Annotated in this window: 17 protein-coding genes and 1 pseudogene; 5 read left to right on the top strand and 13 right to left on the bottom strand. The window is 60.4% G+C overall.

Annotated features, from left to right (window positions below; all coding sequences use genetic code 11):
- Positions 1 to 33 precede the first annotated feature (33 nt).
- A complete protein-coding gene (locus AC1Q6C_RS24000; RefSeq protein WP_003945620.1) occupies positions 34 to 912 on the bottom strand; it encodes a bile acid:sodium symporter family protein in 879 nt (292 codons plus the stop codon).
- Positions 913 to 1,044: 132 nt separating this feature from the next.
- Between AC1Q6C_RS24000 and AC1Q6C_RS24005 the strand changes: the two genes are divergently transcribed.
- Together AC1Q6C_RS24005 and AC1Q6C_RS24010 are read left to right on the top strand one after the other, a co-directional pair.
- On the top strand, positions 1,045 to 1,317 hold the full coding sequence (locus AC1Q6C_RS24005) for a DUF2277 domain-containing protein (protein ID WP_003945457.1): 273 nt from the start codon (positions 1,045 to 1,047) through the stop codon (positions 1,315 to 1,317).
- Between the two features lie 5 nt (positions 1,318 to 1,322).
- Positions 1,323 to 2,744: an alpha/beta hydrolase gene (locus AC1Q6C_RS24010; RefSeq protein ID WP_058227639.1), complete on the top strand. Its 1,422-nt coding sequence runs from the start codon at positions 1,323 to 1,325 to the stop codon at positions 2,742 to 2,744.
- Between the two features lie 235 nt (positions 2,745 to 2,979).
- Here the strand turns inward: AC1Q6C_RS24010 and AC1Q6C_RS24015 are convergent, their stop codons facing one another.
- Entirely contained in the window at positions 2,980 to 3,936 is a 957-nt protein-coding gene (locus AC1Q6C_RS24015) for an SMI1/KNR4 family protein (RefSeq protein WP_058227638.1), read from the bottom strand.
- A gap of 89 nt (positions 3,937 to 4,025) precedes the next feature.
- On the opposite strand from AC1Q6C_RS24015, the gene AC1Q6C_RS24020 reads away from it, so the two are divergent.
- Positions 4,026 to 4,613 carry an SMI1/KNR4 family protein gene (locus AC1Q6C_RS24020; RefSeq protein WP_154100282.1) on the top strand — a complete coding sequence of 196 codons (588 nt, stop codon included), beginning with the start codon at positions 4,026 to 4,028 and terminating at the stop codon, positions 4,611 to 4,613.
- Between the two features lie 101 nt (positions 4,614 to 4,714).
- Positions 4,715 to 5,206, top strand: coding sequence for an NUDIX domain-containing protein (locus AC1Q6C_RS24025; protein WP_230359504.1), 492 nt, complete (start codon positions 4,715 to 4,717; stop codon positions 5,204 to 5,206).
- Positions 5,207 to 5,574: 368 nt separating this feature from the next.
- Here the strand turns inward: AC1Q6C_RS24025 and AC1Q6C_RS24030 are convergent.
- From AC1Q6C_RS24030 to AC1Q6C_RS24080, 11 genes and pseudogenes are all read right to left on the bottom strand, one after another.
- A pseudogene (locus tag AC1Q6C_RS24030) lies at positions 5,575 to 5,901 on the bottom strand (transglycosylase family protein); the annotation flags it as partial.
- Between the two features lie 484 nt (positions 5,902 to 6,385).
- Entirely contained in the window at positions 6,386 to 7,291 is a 906-nt protein-coding gene (locus AC1Q6C_RS24035) for an oxygenase MpaB family protein (protein ID WP_003945519.1), read from the bottom strand.
- 24 nt (positions 7,292 to 7,315) lie between these two features.
- Positions 7,316 to 7,873 carry a hypothetical protein gene (locus AC1Q6C_RS24040; protein WP_047269603.1) on the bottom strand — a complete coding sequence of 186 codons (558 nt, stop codon included), beginning with the start codon at positions 7,871 to 7,873 and terminating at the stop codon, positions 7,316 to 7,318.
- Positions 7,860 to 9,080 carry an MlaD family protein gene (locus tag AC1Q6C_RS24045; protein WP_047269602.1) on the bottom strand — a complete coding sequence of 407 codons (1,221 nt, stop codon included), beginning with the start codon at positions 9,078 to 9,080 and terminating at the stop codon, positions 7,860 to 7,862. The genes AC1Q6C_RS24040 and AC1Q6C_RS24045 overlap by 14 nt, the downstream gene beginning before the upstream one ends.
- Positions 9,077 to 10,141: an MCE family protein gene (locus tag AC1Q6C_RS24050; protein ID WP_042920457.1), complete on the bottom strand. Its 1,065-nt coding sequence runs from the start codon at positions 10,139 to 10,141 to the stop codon at positions 9,077 to 9,079. Before AC1Q6C_RS24050 ends, AC1Q6C_RS24045 begins: the two co-directional genes overlap by 4 nt.
- Complete coding sequence (locus tag AC1Q6C_RS24055) at positions 10,138 to 11,235, bottom strand: MCE family protein (protein WP_003945762.1); 1,098 nt, start codon at positions 11,233 to 11,235, stop codon at positions 10,138 to 10,140. The genes AC1Q6C_RS24050 and AC1Q6C_RS24055 overlap by 4 nt, the downstream gene beginning before the upstream one ends.
- Entirely contained in the window at positions 11,232 to 12,287 is a 1,056-nt protein-coding gene (locus tag AC1Q6C_RS24060) for an MCE family protein (protein WP_007734231.1), read from the bottom strand. Before AC1Q6C_RS24060 ends, AC1Q6C_RS24055 begins: the two co-directional genes overlap by 4 nt.
- On the bottom strand, positions 12,287 to 13,318 hold the full coding sequence (locus tag AC1Q6C_RS24065) for an MCE family protein (protein ID WP_042449469.1): 1,032 nt from the start codon (positions 13,316 to 13,318) through the stop codon (positions 12,287 to 12,289). Before AC1Q6C_RS24065 ends, AC1Q6C_RS24060 begins: the two co-directional genes overlap by 1 nt.
- Positions 13,315 to 14,538 (bottom strand): MCE family protein, encoded by a 1,224-nt coding sequence (locus AC1Q6C_RS24070; protein WP_007734237.1) that lies wholly within the window; start codon positions 14,536 to 14,538, stop codon positions 13,315 to 13,317. Before AC1Q6C_RS24070 ends, AC1Q6C_RS24065 begins: the two co-directional genes overlap by 4 nt.
- Positions 14,539 to 14,541: 3 nt before the next feature.
- Entirely contained in the window at positions 14,542 to 15,399 is an 858-nt protein-coding gene (locus tag AC1Q6C_RS24075) for an MlaE family ABC transporter permease (protein ID WP_003945491.1), read from the bottom strand.
- Positions 15,399 to 16,208 carry an MlaE family ABC transporter permease gene (locus AC1Q6C_RS24080; RefSeq protein ID WP_003945485.1) on the bottom strand — a complete coding sequence of 270 codons (810 nt, stop codon included), beginning with the start codon at positions 16,206 to 16,208 and terminating at the stop codon, positions 15,399 to 15,401. The genes AC1Q6C_RS24075 and AC1Q6C_RS24080 overlap by 1 nt, the downstream gene beginning before the upstream one ends.
- A 541-nt stretch (positions 16,209 to 16,749) precedes the next feature.
- On the opposite strand from AC1Q6C_RS24080, the gene AC1Q6C_RS24085 reads away from it, so the two are divergent.
- Positions 16,750 to 18,009 carry a TetR/AcrR family transcriptional regulator gene (locus AC1Q6C_RS24085; protein WP_007734242.1) on the top strand — a complete coding sequence of 420 codons (1,260 nt, stop codon included), beginning with the start codon at positions 16,750 to 16,752 and terminating at the stop codon, positions 18,007 to 18,009.
- Positions 18,010 to 18,012: the final 3 nt, after the last annotated feature.

The following is an 18,012-nucleotide window of genomic DNA, read 5'->3' on the forward strand; positions in this document are numbered from 1 at the left end:
TACCAGATCACCTATATCGAAAACCGCCTGATATTAGTCGATTTCGGCCATGGTCCGTGACTTTCGGGTGATGGCGGCGCCGAAGGCTGCAGCGAGCGGGAACATCAGAACGCCGTACACCGCGGCCGGCACTGCCAATTGCACGTTGTCGAGGAGACTGACGGCGATGGTGATCGCCAACGTGCTGTTGTGGATGCCGATTTCCATGGAACTGGCGATGGCCTGACGATCCTCGATGCCGAATATCCGGGGAACGACGTAACCGATCGAGAGGCTCAGTAGGCAGAACAAGGCAGCGACGACGCCGATGTCGACGAGATAGTCCGCGATGTTCTCGCGCTCGGAAACAACCGTTCCGACGATCACCAGTGCCAGAACCACCGCGGATCCGATGCGGACGGGCTTGTCCATGCGCTCGGCAAAGGCGCTCGAGCGCAATCGAACCCACATTCCGAGGGCGACAGGAATCAGTACGACGGCAAAGACCTGAAGTACCTTCGTGAACTGCAGTCCGAGGGTGCCGTCCGCGTCCTCGGGTTCGAAGTACCCCAACGCGAAGTTGGTGATGAGCGGAAGGGTGACCACCGCTATCACCGAATTGACCGCAGTGAGTGTCACATTGAGAGCGACATCGCCGCGGAACAGATGACTGAACAGATTTGCCGTGGTGCCGCCCGGTGATGCGGCGAGGAGCATCATGCCGACGGCGAGCAGCGGGTCGAGGTCGAACAACGTGACCAGACCGAAGGCCGCGGCCGGGAGCAACAACAACTGACAGATCAGGGCAATCGAGACGGCTTTCGGCGCTTTTGCCACGCGGGCAAAATCTCCGACCGTCAAGGAAAGCCCGAGGCCGAACATGATGATGGCGAGTGCGGCGGGTAGGCCGACGGAGGTGAGTGCAGAGTCCATGAGTTAGTGGCTACTTCCAGTCACTGGGGGAATTTCACTGAAACTACCGTGATGCCCGGATCTGCGTGGCAGTTTGGATACATTGATGTATCGAACCGTGACGGCGTCGGTGAGCAGGGTTATCGTCGAATTATGTGCCGAAACATCACTGAACTTCGTGGACTCGAGCCCGCTGCTACGCCGGAGGAGATCGAGGCGGCCTCTCGCCAATACGTACGTAAGGTGAGCGGAATAGCCAAGGTGTCCGACGCGAACCGAGACGCCTTCGAACAGGCGGTGCGTGAGGTGACCGAAACGACGACGCGCCTGCTCAGTGCGTTGCCGCCTCGCAGACAGCCACCTCAGACCGTCCCTCCGTTGCGTCGCCCGGAAGTACAGGCCCGGATCGCTGCTCGTTCGTCCTGACCCGAGTGGATCTCACAGATATCGACGTATGGGACGTCGAAGCCTTGGATCAACTGTCTGCTGGGTTGGAAGGCGTTCTGGTCGCTCACCGCGTTCGCGACATCCGTCGACGGCTGGATACGCTGCGCAAAGAGGCCGTCGCCGACGACTTGCATATTCGTCAGGATGGGACCGTCTCTGCTGTTGCGCCCATCGCCGACGGTCACCCGCTCCACGTGCACGCCCAGTTGCTCGAGGTCGCAGTTCGAGAACTGATCGGTGAGGCACTGCTGGTCAGCGCGGATCTTCATCATGCGTTGTCTCTGCGGTCTCAGGTCGGCACCGACCTCCGTGACAAAGCTGTGCGTGTGGGGGAGGAGTGGCGAGCGTTCAGCCCTGATCGGCAGCGTCAGATGTTGCGTCATGCACCAGGCCTGATCGCCAACCTCGACGGCATTCCTGCTGCGATTCGCAGCCCGGCCAACCTCGATCGAATTCAATCGGAACGAGCACGGCTGCAAGATGATTCAGTCCGAATCTCGCAAGAACTTCACCGCGAGTTCTTCGGCGGCAGACTGAGTAACACCGGGGCGGGCCAGTGGTACGCCGAACGCAAACTCGAGGATCTGGACGCGCTCGACGAGTTGTTTCGCGCCGAACCTGATCGACGGTTACTGCTCATGGACATGCGCTCGGGCGAACGCGGCTTCGCTGCAATTGCGATCGGTGATCCGGACACAGCGGATCACATCTCCGTGACGATTCCCGGACTGAACACCAACGTCAAGGACTCGATGCGCGGAATGGTCGGCGAGGCAACGCGATTACGAGCCGAGGCGATGCGGCAACTCGAACTGGCCGGCCGAAAGGAAAGCGTGGCCACCATCGCCTGGATCGGATACGACGCGCCACAGGTGATCGGGCCGGGAAAGTTCGACATCGGTCGGGCCAGCTTCGACGTCAGTCGATCGTCCAAGGCCGGCATAGCCGCCGACGCATTGGGTAGCTTCTTTCACGGTCTTCGTGCCGCGTCGGTCAACGACGGAGTCCATATCACCGCGTTGGGCCACTCCTACGGATCCCTCGCGACTTCTCTTGCGCTGCAACGCGGGGCAAGCGCAGCGGTCGACGACGTGGTGTTCTACGGTTCACCCGGGGTGCGAGCCAAGGTGGAGTCGGACCTTGGTATCGCCGACCGGCACGTCTACGTCATGAAAGCGGAAGGCGACAGTATCGCGGGGTTCGGCCGTTTCGGTGGCGATCCGACGCGCACCGAGTTCCATCGGTTGTCCACGGCCGAGGGGATCACCCCGGATGGAGTGAAACACGAGCGGGCGTTCGGGCATGCGGAGTACGCGAGGACAGGGGACAACGGAGAACTGCGGATGTCGGGATACAACCTCGCGGTTGTGGTTGCCGGACTGCCGGAGCGTGCTGTTATTGATTGATCGTGCCACCTGAGCGACCGCATGAATCGACTGGAACTATTTCGTGTATAGAGATCTGTCCGATACCCCGACCCCGACCACATCTGCGTCGCTCGCCGTACTTTAGGCGTCCCCTGACGACCCGGAACGGCGCGCCTGGATCAAATGGGCGCAACAACGGGGGACAAGTGCCGATCATTTAGGTCAACTCAGCAAAGTCTCGCTGACATGGAATCTCCTTACTTACCAAGAGAAGTCAGTCGTCGACTATGAATTCGAATCCTCCTGGAGGCATTTCGTAGACGATGACGTTGTTCTCGACTCCCGTGACGATCGTCAGGTAAAATCTGGGCACTCCGTCTATCTGGACGTAGGAGTTCACGGTCACCCCGCGCTGGCGCGGGACCTGCGGAAATATCGCCTCGCCGCCCTGCACATGCGAACCGGGGTGGAGGGACTGCGCAGTGTCGAGGACAGATTTGCGGACGGCGTCGAGGTCGATGAGGTCGTCATCTGAATTGACCAGCGAAGGCTGAAAGTCCTTCAGCGGAAACGGCAGGTGCAGCGGTATCGGGCTCGGCTGGGGATGTGGGATCGGCTGATCCGAAAAGTCGACGTCCCAGACCAGCACGCCGTCAGTGACTGTCGGCATCAAGTACGAGTGCTCGGATCCTGACTCGATACTTCGACGAACCGAATCCACGTAGTCGGCCAGAGAGCCGAAAAGGGAGCCGCCTTCGTCGGCGGCTTCGGCGGCGAAATAGCGGATGCAGCCGTGGTGTAGGCCACCTCGGGTATCGACATAGAGAAAATCACCGGCTCCGTCCTCGGCGAACGGAATGTAGGTAGGGAGGAACATCTCTGCAGTTTCACCTGCGTGTTGTGCTCGAACGGTGATGGGCCAGTCGGGTCCGAGGTAGTCGATAGGATGCAATTGTTCACGGCAACGTCTGTGCGTGGAAACCACATGGTCGAGTGAAAGCAGTTCCACTCCTGGTAGGGCTTCGCCGACGAACTGGTTGTCGTCGGAGCGGAAGGGTTGGCCGTCATGCAGGGCGAAGAACTCGCGTAGGTCCTCCGGCCATGGATTAGTGACGCGTTCGGCGGTTTCCCGATCGGACCGAGTCCGAGGCGGACGTACCGCAGCGGCGGTGACCGGTGCACGGTCGCGGAGTACCTCCATGAAGGCGAGCCATGCGTCGGTAAGAGTCATGGTTCGAATCTATCGACAGAAATCCCGCTGCGAGATCGAACGCGGCCGTCAGATGTCATGGATCCGTGAGGCCGGGATAGCGTGCATTCATGAGCGTTGAAGAGCACTGGCGCAGACTCAACGGTTGGTGTCAGCGGGAAGCCCCGGTAACGGCTGCCGCTATCGACCCGCCCGCGCCAGTGGACGTCCTGAAATCCGTGGAAACATTTACGGGCAGGACGTGGCCGGCCGAGCTACGGACGTGGTTCGGTTTGCAGAACGGAAACCCCGACGGAGGGCACTCGGCCCTGATATTTCCGGAGTTTCAACCGTTGCCTTTGGATCGTGTCGCGTCTGTGTGGGAATCGATGACGACAGAGTGGGGAGAGACGACAACAGCCGCCGGTGGCATCGCTTTGCCTGATCAGCCAGCGGGAACGGTGGCTGACACCTTCTTGGCGGCATACATTCCCATAGCTGCCAACATTCGGGGCGATCTCTTGTTCGTCGATACGCGGACCGGTCAAGCAAGCGGATGTGTACGCGAATTCCTCGGAGACAGCGCCGACCAAGGGACAACCTGGCCCTCCGTCGCCGCGCTATTGGAGGACGTCGTTTTTGCGTTGGAGCACGGACAGCCATGCGGCGGTTGGATTCCGAGTGTCGACCAGGGCTGGTTGAGTTGGGATTTGCCCTAGGCTCACGACTTACGAGCGTGGAGCGTGACGGTGATTGAATACTGATGTGAGCACTGCACATCCACCGTTCCAGGGCGCGAGCCGGGTTTACAGTGGCACTCATGCGTCTGAGGCATTCGGCCAGGGGGTTGGTCGTTGACGACCAGTCCCGTCTTCTGCTTTACCGATTCATCGCGCCCGGGGGCGGGCTGACGGTCTGGTGCCCTCCGGGCGGAAGCTTGGAAGGAGACGAAACCCCGTCCGAGGCGCTCGCGCGCGAATTGGACGAGGAGATCGGCTTGCGCGACTACGGCGCAGCCACCCATGTGTGGCATGAGGAGATCCGTGACCCGGCGATATTGCCGGGTTGGGGCGGTGCGATCAACGACTACTTCCTCGTGCCGGTGGCGACCGTATTCGAGCCCTGTGGGTCGTTGGGGCGCGAAGCGCTGGCCGCCGAGCTGGTCGAGCACTCCGAGTGGTGGAGCGTTGACCGCCTCTTGTCACACAGTGGTCGAGAAGTGTTCGGGCCACGCGATTTACCCGACCGGTTTGCACGCCTGGTCAAGGATGGGCCATCGAGTGCGCCGGATCGATTTGTTCGGTCGCCGTGAGGGATGCGAGGTAGCGATTGAAAACGAACATTTCGGCATCGAAACACGGCTACGCTGGGGTTATGGAGCACTACGTGCGTAAGGACCCCATCCCGTACGCTTCTACGGCTGCGCCGGTCAGTTCTCACAACCGGTTGGCAAGGACGGCCCAAAAATTGTGGATGGCTCTTCGAGGGATGATGGGGGATCGGAAGGCGAGTCGATATACCTCGCTCGCTCCGCGGCATCCCGACGGATCACGCACCGCTGTAACATCTTTCAACAGTAGTGGTGGTGGGAAATAGGTATCGGTATACAATACTGCCCGGTGTTCGTCGAATTCTCGACGAACACCGGGCAGTGACGCACTACTCGAACTGGGGTCAGCGGAGGTACTGTCCGCACACCGGCCACGCGCCGGCGCCCTGACCGGCAAGGACGTTTTCAGCAACGCGGACCTGTTCTGCCTGGCTGGCGTTGGCGGCGCTGCCCGCTCCGCCGTAGGCCTCCCACGTGCTCTGGCTGAACTGGAGTCCGCCGTAGTAGCCGTTTCCGGTGTTCGCGGCCCAGTTGCCCGAAGATTCGCATTCTGCGACACCCGACCAGTCGTGGGTGGCTGCGGATGCGGTGCCTGCGCTCAGTCCGAGGGCTCCGGCCGCGAGGGCTCCGGCTGCGGCGACAGAGGCAAGTGCACGGGTAACGGTGGTCTTGGTCATTTTCGGTAAATCCTCTCGAGTCCCGCCGACGGAGGACGGTGACCGTCTCAGCTCCGCTCCCACCACTAGGAATGTTGTCGAGTCCGAACCGCGGGGTGGGACGGGCGGTGGCGATTCGGTAATGCCCGGTTGATCGGGCTGTCACCAACCATAAGAGATGATTACGGATTGGTCACGGGTCGGCGTGTCGACACATGTTTGTGCAACAGAAATGCATCAAAGAGTGTTTTCCCAGGTCGCATGGCGATATGCCACCTCTCCCGGCGTTACATAAACGAGATAAAATGTGATGTAAGTCACCTGAAACGTGCCTCGACGGCGTCGATATGCGGCGAATGTGACACTCGATCAGCCCGGTTTGTCGGCTTTTCGACCCGGTTTCCAGTCGTGCTGGAACCCATGTCCAGCCGTGATCTGTTGTCGACCGACCGGCCCGATTTACCTGTAGGGCAGCAGAATTGACAACGAATAACGCGCCGCTGGCTCAGACGAGATTCTTGCTCGCCTTGATCCGGCGGCGAATGTCGCGCATCTGAATGGTGTTGCCGGCCTGACGAACGGAGCGTGGGATGAACCTGTTGACGAACGACACGAAAATGAAGAGGTGTTCGAACCGGCGGCGGTCGTCTTCGGTCCACTCGAGATCGAGTTGGTCGCGGTAGATCGGTGGAAGGAATCCGACCGTCAGGAACCGCAACAAGTTTCGGAACACCAGGCGTATCGGCCACGCGATCATCTGTAGGTTGACCAAGTCGATCAGGTACTGCTTGGTGCGTTCGTCGATGACGACGCGTTCGCAACCGAGGTTCCAGTAGCGCTCGAAGTCGGCACGTGTGGCCGGCCACATCTCTTCGGTGACCTGCAGCGTCGTTCCCAAAGTTGACGCGGACTTGTAGAACGACTCCGCCTGTTCTTCGGACATCTTGCCGTGCAGCAACTGATGACTGTCTTCGAAACCGATGAACAGGCATGCAGCAACCCATAATTGGAGTTCGCGATTGAAGGCGTTGTACTTGACCGGGCTGTTTGAATCCGACTTCACATGTCGGTGTACCGAGTTCACGGCCTCGCGGTAAGCCTTTCGCTCTTCCTCGTCACCCAGGATCGCGACCGTCAGGTACTGCGTCGTGGTTCGTGCACGCTTCCACGGATGCGCTGTCAGAGCACCCGATTCGACCTTGCTCTCCATGACGCCGTACGCCACCTCGGGCCAACCGAGTTGCAGGATGACGTTGGCAGCGGCTCCGGCGAACGACCAGAAATCGAGTGCGTCGGTGATGTGTGCGGGCTTACGTGCCCACCGTCTACGCTCGGCCGTGATGGTGATGCGTGTCTGATCGGTGCGAAGCGACGACTCGGACTTTTCCGAATCCAGGTAGTGAGTGGGCATGGATCTTCCTCCGCGTGTGGTGAGTTACTTGGTCTCGACGTTGCTCACGAGCCACCGGTCGCCCGAGCGGACCAGGGACACGACCATGCGGTACTTCTGTGTGTTTCCCTCTGGCGCTGCGACATTCTTGGCTTGTTGGTCGACGAACACGAGCACCTTGGCCGACGAATCGTCCAGTGATCCGATGCCGACGTCTGTCGCCGTCGCGCTCGCCTGGCCTTGGCCCCCGGCAACGACTTCCCTCAGGGAATCCACCATCGTTCGGTAGGTGCCGGCAAACTCGTCGGTCGACATCGAGGCGATGGTGTCCTTGTTGACATCGAGGTTCTGATAATCGAAGGAGGACATGATGGTTGAGTAATCCCGTGCGGTGTCCAAAGCCTCCTGCCGCAGCGTGTCTTCCTGATTCGCCGAGTACATCTGGAATCCGAGCACCGCCAATGCTGCGACCAGCGCTACCGCCATTAGTGAGATCAATGCGTTGCGTGGCTCCTTCAGGCGGTGAAGTAGCGACGGAGAAGTCGGATGTTCGGCCACCTCGGCTTCTGTCTCGTCGAGTAGTGCGTTGTCACCGTGTGCCATTTCCCAGTCCTTCCAACATCAATCTCCAGTAGTTCAGGGCGTCGACTCCGGTCGGGACGAGAATCGGATCTGCGACGACGGGCGGTCCGATCGGAGTGCCCGGGACGGTCGAGTTCTGCAAACCGAGGTCGTTCGGACGCGGAGCATTCTGTGCTCCGCGTTGGACGAGGTCGTCGGCGGGGGGACAGTACATCGCCAGACTCGGACTGGTGGGAGACAGATCGCCGACCTCACGCCGAGGGGTGTCGTAGTTGCAGACCGGCCCCTGGGTCGCAACCAAGGCAAAGTCGGCGCGATCGCCTTTGACGATGGATGCCAGTTTGGCGAGACCTTCAGGAATCGTGACAAGTCCGGTTTCCAGGGCCTCTGTGCGGTCGGAGATGATCGGTGCGACAGTGACGAGATTGGCCAGGACCGCTCCGAAAGTGTTGTGGTACTTGTCGAACAACTGTTGAGCGCTGTTCAGGGCGGCGGGCGAATGATCGGTGAGGTAGATCAGCACCGGCGCATTGGATTCGAGTTGTTCGGTGAAGTTCTTGGCAGCTGCCATTCCCCGGACGAACGAATCCGATTGTGTCGCCATGGAGTCCACCAACGTGGAGGTTCGCGACAGCAGCGCAGCGAGTTCGGCCGACTGGTCGTTCAACTGCGCCGACATGGTCCCACCGTTGTCGATCATCGTCGCCAAGCTCGGGCCGAGCCCGTTGAACGAATTCCCCAGCTCGGTCCCGATGTCGCTGATCGCTTGTGGATCAATCCCTTCCAAGACACCGGACGCCTGAAGCATCAACTGGCTCATCTGGACCGGTTGCTGATCCGCGGGCATGGCGATCTCGTCGCCGTCCCTAAGATACGGGCCGTGGTCTGTGTTGGGGTAGATGTCGACATTCTGAATTCCGGCTGCGGTCCCCATCGTCACCTTGGCGACGCTGTCGGTAGGTATCTCGGTGTTGTCGTTGAGTGAGAGTTCCACCCGAGCCGTGCGGGTGCCTGCGTCGAGTTCGACTTCACTCACTTTCCCCACCTGTACGCCGCGATACGTGACGACCGTGCCCTTGGTCAGTCCGAAGGCGTCGGACATGTTGGCGTGCAGCCGGATTTGACCCCCGAAACCCTGAGGGCCGACCACGTAGACGATCCCGAAAGGGATGACCACAGCAGCGATCAGAGCGAACAGGACAAGTTGAACAAGCGCAAGGCGACTCAACGCGGACCTCCCTGAAGTAGATCGGTGAGAGTTCCCGCTGGTGCGATCGATTGACCGGCCATACCGCCGCTCCAGAGCTTGTCGATCGTTCCCGGAATATCCAGGGCGCCGTCGAAAACGAGGTAGTCACCCTGCACTGCACCGGTGAAGTTTTCGAGCAACCCGTTCATGTTCGTCAGCGTCTGGCCGATCTCCGAGTTGAACGAATCCAGAGTCCCGACAACGGTCGACGCATCGTGCAGCATCGCGTCGAGGCCGTTGGGAGACGAGTCGAGAATGGTGTTTGCGTTGGTGGCGAGCTGAACGGTCGAGTTCAACAGGCTCGCAATCTGATCCTTCTGTCCCACGAGAATCGACACCACCTGTGGAACGGAATCGAGGTAGTTGTCGACAACTACGCGTTGGCCGGCCAGTTGGGAGGAGACCCGGGCAGCGAGGTCGACGGCCTCGTCGAACTCGCTGCGGTGACTGCTTGCCTCTGCCATGAGCGAGGTGAGGGTCTCGGTCAGAGAACGAACTTCACCGGAGCGCCCGGAAAACGCGGTGTTCAGCTCGCGCACCACGGTATCGAGTTGGTCGATGCCGCTTCCGGTCAGAACCGTGCCGAGGGTGGCAAGCGCACTTTCGACCTGCGGACCGATCTCGGTGCGAGACTCCGGAATTGTGTCTCCGTCGCTGAGCGTGGAGCCGGACGGAACTTCCGGCACCAAGAGTCTGATGAACGGATTGCCAAGTGCGGACGGGAGTTCGACGGAAGCTTCGACGTTGTCGGGCAATGGCGTCGCGGCGTCCAGACTCAGAGTCACATCGGCTCCGACGACATCGGCTGACAGCGCGGATACTCGACCGATGACTTTCTGGCCGCTGCGGACGTCTGCTCCCAACACCAGGCCGTCGGCGCCGGCCAGCTGCAGCGCCACGTTGTACGCGTCACCGTCGGCCGAACGACCGAGGGGTAGGTCTTGAATGCCTGCGCTACAGCCGCCGAAGGCGAACACGGCCGCAGAACCCACACCGATGATCGCGATACCGGCGATTATTCGAACTGATTGTCGCGTCAATTGCCACCTCCGGGGACGGCTCCGCCGGAAATCGCGGAGGCGATGCCGAGCGGATCAGAAGTGCTGAGGGGGAAGGAAATCGGATTCGTGAACCCGGCTCCGGTGCAGATCGGCAACTTGTAGGTGTCGCACAGCGGTTTCGCCACCGCGAACTGAGTCAATGCAGTCGAGACGTTGAGCCGAATGCGCCCGCGCTGATCAGGACCGATTGTCTGGGAGAGGTTCTGCATCATCAACGGCACCAGGTCCATGAACTCGGCGAGGCCGGGTTCTTTGGCAGCCAGAGTGTCACCGAGAACTCGCACGTTGTCGGCTATGGCACCGACATCATCGCCGTGAGTTGTCATGAAACTGTTCAACTGGTCGAAGACCACCTGCAGATCCTGCAGAGGCTGTGAGATGTCCATGTTCTGGCTCGCCCATTGATCACCCAGGACGCCGAGGTCGCCGACAAGTTCGTCGAGGCTGACCTGCCGTGCGTCCAGAGCATTCATCAAAGTGTTGAGATTGTCGACAAGGGCACCGATGTCTTCCGACCGAGCGCCGACAACTCCGGTTGCCGTGCTGAGGTTGCGAATTGCGGTGTTGAATTGATCGCCCTGGCCCTGCCACCCGGCGGCGCCGCGGCTCACGAGATCGCCGAGATTGCCCCCATCCCCGGCAAATGCGTCGGCCAAAGTGCTGACGCTTCCCATCAAGCCGTCGAAATCTATGGGGGAGTGGGCACGTTCGATCGGAATCTGGTCGCCGTCTTTCAGTGTCTCTCCGCCGGTGTACGCCGGGCCGAGTTCGATGTGTCGATCGCTGATCACCGATGGATTGAGGACATAGGCCGAGGCGTCGGCGGGCAGGTCCACGGAGTCGGGCATCGACATCGCTACTCGAACAGAAGTTCCGCGAGGTTCCACCGACGTGACCGTCCCGACGCCGACTCCGAGGACGGTGACCTTGCTTCCCTCGTAGATTCCGCCGACGTAGCTGAAATCGGCGTAGACGGTCTTGGACTGATCTGTTCGTCCGAATATGTACCAACCGGGCAGGGCGATCGCCAAGGTCACTACCAGCATGGCCGTGACGGCTTTTCGTGTATTCACTTGCAGCCCTCCATGATGCCGAGCGCGCAGAGCAGATTGTCCGGGATCACGGCCGCCGGCGCGTTGACGTCGGTCCAATTGCCGGTGCCGGTTGAATCGGTGACCGAACGCAGCGCGGAAGGAAGACGAGTCAACAGCAGGTCGATCTGATCTGCGTTGTTCTTCAGCGTGGTGGTGACCGCGACGAGGTTGTCGGTCATGGCTCCGAACTCGTCCTGACGATCGACGAAAGTGGTGGAGAGCTTCGAGATGATGATTGTCAGGTTGTCGACCAGCTGAGTCAGTGCGTCCTTGCGCATCGCAAGAGTTCGAACGATCGTCTGAGCATTGGCCGCAGTACCGACGATCGAATCGGTTTGTGCCGCAGCCATGTCCGACAGCTCACGAGACATGATGAGAATCTGGTCGATCTGTTCACTGTTCTGCGCGAAAGCCGCCGAGGCGCCGCTGATTCCGGCCAGAGCCCGGCCCACCTGATCGGAATCAGTGGGAATCACCTGCGAAAGGGTGTTCATCATGGACTCCATCGCCTGTAGGTCGACGCCTGTTGCCGCAGTGGTGGCATCACTGCTGACGTCGTCGAGGCTGTACGGCACGGTTGTGCGGGAGAGCGGGATGACCCGCGCCTCGGAGTCGTCGACCACTCCGGCCGGCACGATCTCCAGGTAGCGCTTGCCGAGGACCGTCTTGAGCCTGACCGTCGCCGTGCTCTGGTTTCCCAAAGGCTGGTCCTTGTCCAAGCGGAAGTTGACGACGACGTGGTCGCCGGCAAGGTCGATCGAATCCACTCGGCCCGCGGGAACCCCGGCCACGTAAACCGGATCGGTGTCGGAAAGCCCGCTGGCATTGGCTAACTCGGCTGTGTATGCCGACGTGCGTACGTTGTACCAGAGCTTCGGAATGCCCAAGGCGGCGCCGAGTCCCACCACCAGAACGAAGATTCCGAGACTGCCCAGGGCGAGAGCGGTGCCGCTACCGCTGCGACGGCGATCCCCTTTGAACAGGAAGAGCATGATGCCGACGAACACGTCGATCAGCTTGACCAGGAACATCATGAGCACACCGGCGAGTGTGTCGGACCGAAGATGTTGGCTTCCATGTCGCCTGCCTTCAGAGTGAAATTGCACAGATACAGGCTGATGAAACTTCCGTAACTTCCGATCCGGTTGGCGGCGTCGGCGAACTGGGGAAGGTTGACGAGAAGTCTGTTGAACTCGTCGGTGCTCGCAATCCAACTCCCGGTGACACTTTCGAGTTGTTGCACGGTCTGACCGAATGCACCGTTCGACCCGGCCATGATCTGAGCCAAGGACGAGACAGTGCGGTTTCCCTGATCCAAGAGCGAGACCAGTTGATCGTTCTGCCCGACGACGGAAGTACTCAGATCGTTCAAACCGTCCAACAGACCGACCAATTCGGGTTGACGCTCGTCGACGGAGGTGAGAAGAGTGTTCATGTTCGTGAGTAGTTGCGCGAAGACGTCCTGACGGTCGACCAGGCCGGAACTCATGGTCGCGATCTGGTCGAGCAGGGTGGTCATTGCCTGGCCCTGGCCGTTGAAGGTTTCGACAAAACTTCGCGTGAGCGTGTTGACCTGCTCGGGCTGCAGCGCGGCGAACAACGGTTTGAACCCGTTCATCAGGGCCGTCAAGTTGATCGGCGGTGTTGTCTGCGCCAGCGGTATCGTGTCACCTGGTTCGAGCTGTCGTGCGGATACCGTTGTTGCGCTGTCGTCCTGCGTCAGTGCCAGATATCGAGCACCGAGCATGTCGCCGTAGCGCACGGCGGCACGGACATCCGACTCGAGGGAATATCGCGACTCGATTTCGACGTCGACGATCGCCTTGCTCGTCCCGCCTCCGTTGTCGGCGAACGCAACCGAGTCCACGCGGCCGATACGCACACCCGACATGGTGACCGGGTTGCCCGGGTTGAGTCCTTCGACGTCGGTGAACTCGAACGAGTACGAATCGGTGCTTCCGCGAACCGGGACCGACAACGTGTTCGCCACGAACGACGCGCAGGCGACGCCGGTGAGACAGAAGAGTGACAACCGAATTACCTGGCCAGGACGGACCTTCACGGGACGGTCACCTCGTTACCTCTGACCATCGGCCCCAACATCAGTGTTGTTGCCGGGTTGGGGGTATCCGAGGGTTCCGGCGATCCGCCCAGTAGTTGATCTTCGAGGTACCGCAGGGGGGCCGCTTCGGCTACGCCGCCCACGACCGGGGCACTGACGGGTTGTTCAGGCGTCAGGTTGGAGCCCGAACACTGTGCTCCGCGCGAGTCACCGTACTGCGGGCAATCATCACCCGTGTATGGGAGCGGTTCGGCGAACGTGGCAACTGCTGTGATGTCGAACTTTCCGGTGGCGAAGACTCGAGCGCCCGCGGCGCCGAACGTACTGGCATTGGCGAGGGTGGAACGCAGTCCTCCGGGATTGGCCGCGGTGGTTGCGAGTATCTTTCCGGCGGAATCGATCACAGTGATGATGTTTCGGTTGTTCGCCCCGACAAAATCGTCGACGGTAGCGGCGAAGACTGCGGCCGCGCCGATCGAGGACTCGAGATTCGCTCTGTTGGCGACCATGTCGTTCGAGACGGTTGTGGCGGCTGCCAAGGTATCGAGAATGTCGGGGGTCGCACGGTCCAACGCGTCGACGACCGACTTGAATTCGGGTGTCGATTCGAGGAATTGGTGTGCGGCGGGTGTCAGTACGCCGGACGCGGCACTGAGATTGTCTATCGTGGTACCGATCTCGGCTCCGTTTCCGTCGAGCGCCTGGCCCAGCGCAGTCAGGGCTGTCTGCAACTTCTCGGGCTGCATCGCAGTGAGGACGCCCACCAACTTGGTGTACACGTCGTAGAGCGCAACGGCTTCGGGACCGTCGTCCATGTGGATCTCGTCTCCGTCCGCCAGAGTCGTCTGGCCCTGCTCATTCGGACTGTCCACGAGCTGCATGTAGATGTCGCCGAAGAACGTGCGTGGAACAACGCGAGCCACCACGTCAGCGGGAATCTTCGACGCGTCATCGGTCTGAATCTGCAACTGCACAACGGATTCGGCGGTTCCTGATTCGATTTCGCCGATTCGGCCGACGTTGACGCCGTGGTACCGAACCGGAGCTTCACCGCTGATGAGACCGGCTGTGGCTGGAACAGCGACGAAGATGTCGGTGCTCTGCTCGAGATTTCCCGAACCGCGTAGAACCATTGTCACGGCGGCGGCGACGGCTACGACTATGGCGATCGCGCCGCGAAGGGCGTACACGATCTTCGTGCGTGTAGTGAGTCTGTCCACGGCTCAGACCCCCATTCCCGGGATCTGGGGCACGAGGCCCCACAGCGCGAAAGTCATCAGTACGTCGAGGATTCCGATCGCGAGGATCGCAGTCCGGAGCGCGCGCCCGGCCGCTTGCCCGACGCCGGCCGGACCACCGGAGGCATAGTAGCCGTACGCGCAGTGAACCAGCGCGACAACAGCGGCGAACACCACGGCCTTGAGACCCGAGTACAGGAGATCCTGCGGAGAGATCGCCAGATGGAAGAAGTAGTCGTAAGTACCGGCCGATGCGCCGTTGAAGAACACGACGACCAGTCGGGTCGAGAGGTAACTGGCCAGGAGTCCGATCATGTAGATCGGGATGACACAGATCATGGCAGCGATCACCCGGGTACCCGCGAGGAAGGGGATCGATCGGATCGCCATCGAGTCCAGCGCGTCGATTTCGTCGGAGATACGCATGGCCCCGATCTGGGCGGTGAAACCCGTTCCGACCTTGGCGGCCAACGCGATCGCGACGACAACAGGGGCCAGTTCACGGGTGTTGGCAACCGCGGACAGCATGCCGGAGAGCGAGGTCATCCCGACAAGCTCGAGGCCCCGGTGGGTCTCGACGCCCAACATCATCGCCGCGGCCAGCGACATCGCGAAGACGATCCCGATGGTGCCGCCGCCGGACAACAAGGAATTCGTGCCGAAGCTGACCTCGCTGATCTGACCGAGTACATGCTTGCGGTACTTGGTGAGCGCAAAGGGGATCGATGCGATAGTGCGGACGTAGAAAGTGACGTGCTGACCGAGGGAGACGAGGCCGTCGCCCGCGGTTCGCAGGGGTCTGCTCGCTTGACGTGCTCGAACACGGAGATCGACGAGCGACATCAGAATTCACCGACTGCCGGGACGATTACGGTGTAGAGCGCGGACAACACTGTGTTCACGATGAAGACGAGCGCGAACGCGATGACCACGGCTTCGTTGACTGCGTCGGCAACGCCGCGTGGGCCACCTTTTGCATGTAGACCTTTGAAGGTGGCGACCAAAGTCGAAGCGATGCCGAAGACCGCAGCCTTCACCAAAGCCATGACGAAGTCGGAAGATCGCCCGTACTGACTGAACGTTGCCATGAACGTTCCGGCCGGAAGATGCTGGACGTAGATGTGGTACAGGTAGCACGCGATCACACCGCCGAAGGTGACCATCGAACACAGTGCAAGGGAGACGATCACTGCCGCAACCAATCTCGGTGCGACGAGGCGCTCGATCACGTCGATGCCCATCACTTCCATCGCGTCGATCTCTTCCCGGATCTTTCGTGAACCCAAATCCGTGCAGATCGCCGATCCTGCGACACCGGCCATCATCAACGCGCACACCAGCGCCGCGGCCTGACCGACGATGATGAAAGCTACGACAGCTCCGGAATATCCACCGGCTCCGATCCGGCCGGCCAGTTCACCGACCGAGACGGCGATGAATACACCGATCGGAATCATGAGAAGCAGCGACGGGCCGGTGCTGACGCGACCGATGAACAGGGTCTGAGTAACCGTCTCGTGCAATGAGAGTCGTCTGCGCAGGATTGCCGTGAACAGGCCGAAGAGTGCCTGAACCGAGAATCCGATCAGATAGCCCCCCTGTAACGCTACGTCTCGCACCGGGCCCTTCGCGGCTGGCAGCTCGTACGTCATCTAATTGAATTCCTTTGCAGATCAACAGTGTTCGGCACGGAGTTCGAACTGTTCGAGCGCTGGCGGTCGAGCGAACTGCCTGTGAAGCATCTCACACATATATGTGTCCAAGCAAGCATTATGTGAACCGAAATTCTCGTCGAACTGTCAGCCCTGTTGACCGAGTTTCCTTCATTGACGTGGAGATATCGGAACTGTTCATATCGACATCCTGTGTATGTTTACGAATATTCCGAATCTGTCAGTCGGATTGCTTCGTGGATGCGGGCTGGATGCTTCGAGCGGTGACCCTACCCACTGCTGGTGGCCACAGGCAACGTTTTGTTAACGAAGATTCTCGGTGGAAGCAACGGGGGAGGTGGCGAAGGGTGAGTGGTGTGTTCTGATCAAAGGCAGCGTTACCTGCATGTCTGAAACTCTAGACGCGCGATGTGCTGAAATCGGTGTACGAGTTTTCAGAATCATGCTTATGCTGATTCTCGTCTGATGAGCAGGCGGATCGAAGTGCTTTGTGCGTGAGGGCTGGAGAGTGGGGTACACGGTGAGCCTGAACGATCAGTTCGTCGACGCGCAGACGTCGAATGGGATTGTTCGGCAGCCGAGGTCCGACTCCGTCAAGAGGCGACCAAAGGACCGCAAGGCGCAGATCGCGGCTGCAGCGGCAATCGCGTTCAGTGAGCGCGGATATCCTGCTGTCAGTGTCGACGACATCGCGTCGGCGGTCGGTATTTCGGGTTCGGCGCTCTATCGGCACTTTCCGAACAAGTACGCGATGTTCCGCCACGCGGCACTGGAGTTGACCGGAGCGCTCGCCAGTGCCCTCGATGCCGTTTCGGTTGCGCCTGCGGCAACCGATGCGCAGCGGTTGCGCGAAGATCTGATTGCAGTGATACGAACGACGATCCGCAATCGGCGCACGGCCGGAATCTATCGTTGGGAGAGCCGGTTTCTCGACACCGATGATCGGAAATCCGTTCGAGCGCAAGCCAGTACGGTCAATCGCCGAGTAGCCCGGTATCTTTCGCGCTCCGAACCCGCGATGACGGCGAGGGACGAGACCCTTGTCGTGGCAGCGATGTTCAGCGTCATCGGCAGTATCACCGTCCATAACCTGTTGCTGCCCCAGCGAGCGATGGAGAAGGTTCTGCTCGACGCGTGTCTGGCGATAGATCAAGGTGAGGGTGCAATCACCGCTAGCCGCTTGGAGCAGTCCTCGTTACCTCGAACCGTGACCACGAACAAACGTGAACGTCTCTTGCAGGAAGCCGTGCGCCTCTTCGACTCTCGCGGGTATCACGACGTCAGCATCGAAGAGATCGCCGCGGCCGCCGGCTTGAACGCGTCCGGTATGTACCGCTACTTTCCCAGCAAGGCAGAGCTTCTCGGCGCCGTGTTCTATCGAGCTGCAGATCGCTTGGACTTGGCGACGGCAGCGGTCTTCGACTCCGCGACTTCGCACGAACAAGTGCTCCGGTCACTGTCGGCGATGTACGTGGAGTTGTCGTTTGCACAGCACGAATTGATGTCGGTCTACTTCTCCGAGATGAACAACCTTCTGCCGAGTCATCGAAGCGATCTGAAGAATCGCCAGAAGCTTTACGTGGTCGAATGGGCGCGAGTGCTCGGAGAGATTCGTCCTGAGCTGTCGGCAGTAGAGGCGAAGTTCGTAGTTCACGCTGCGCTCAACCTGGTCCCGGATGTCGGCCGCATGATGAAGTTCGACGCTGCCGCAGAGAACGCGGCCATGTTGCAGGTGTTCATGTCGGCAGTACTGTTCGGCCGTCGGGCTTCGGCCGCCTGAAGC

This window comes from Rhodococcus sp. MT28 (genome assembly GCF_058792695.1).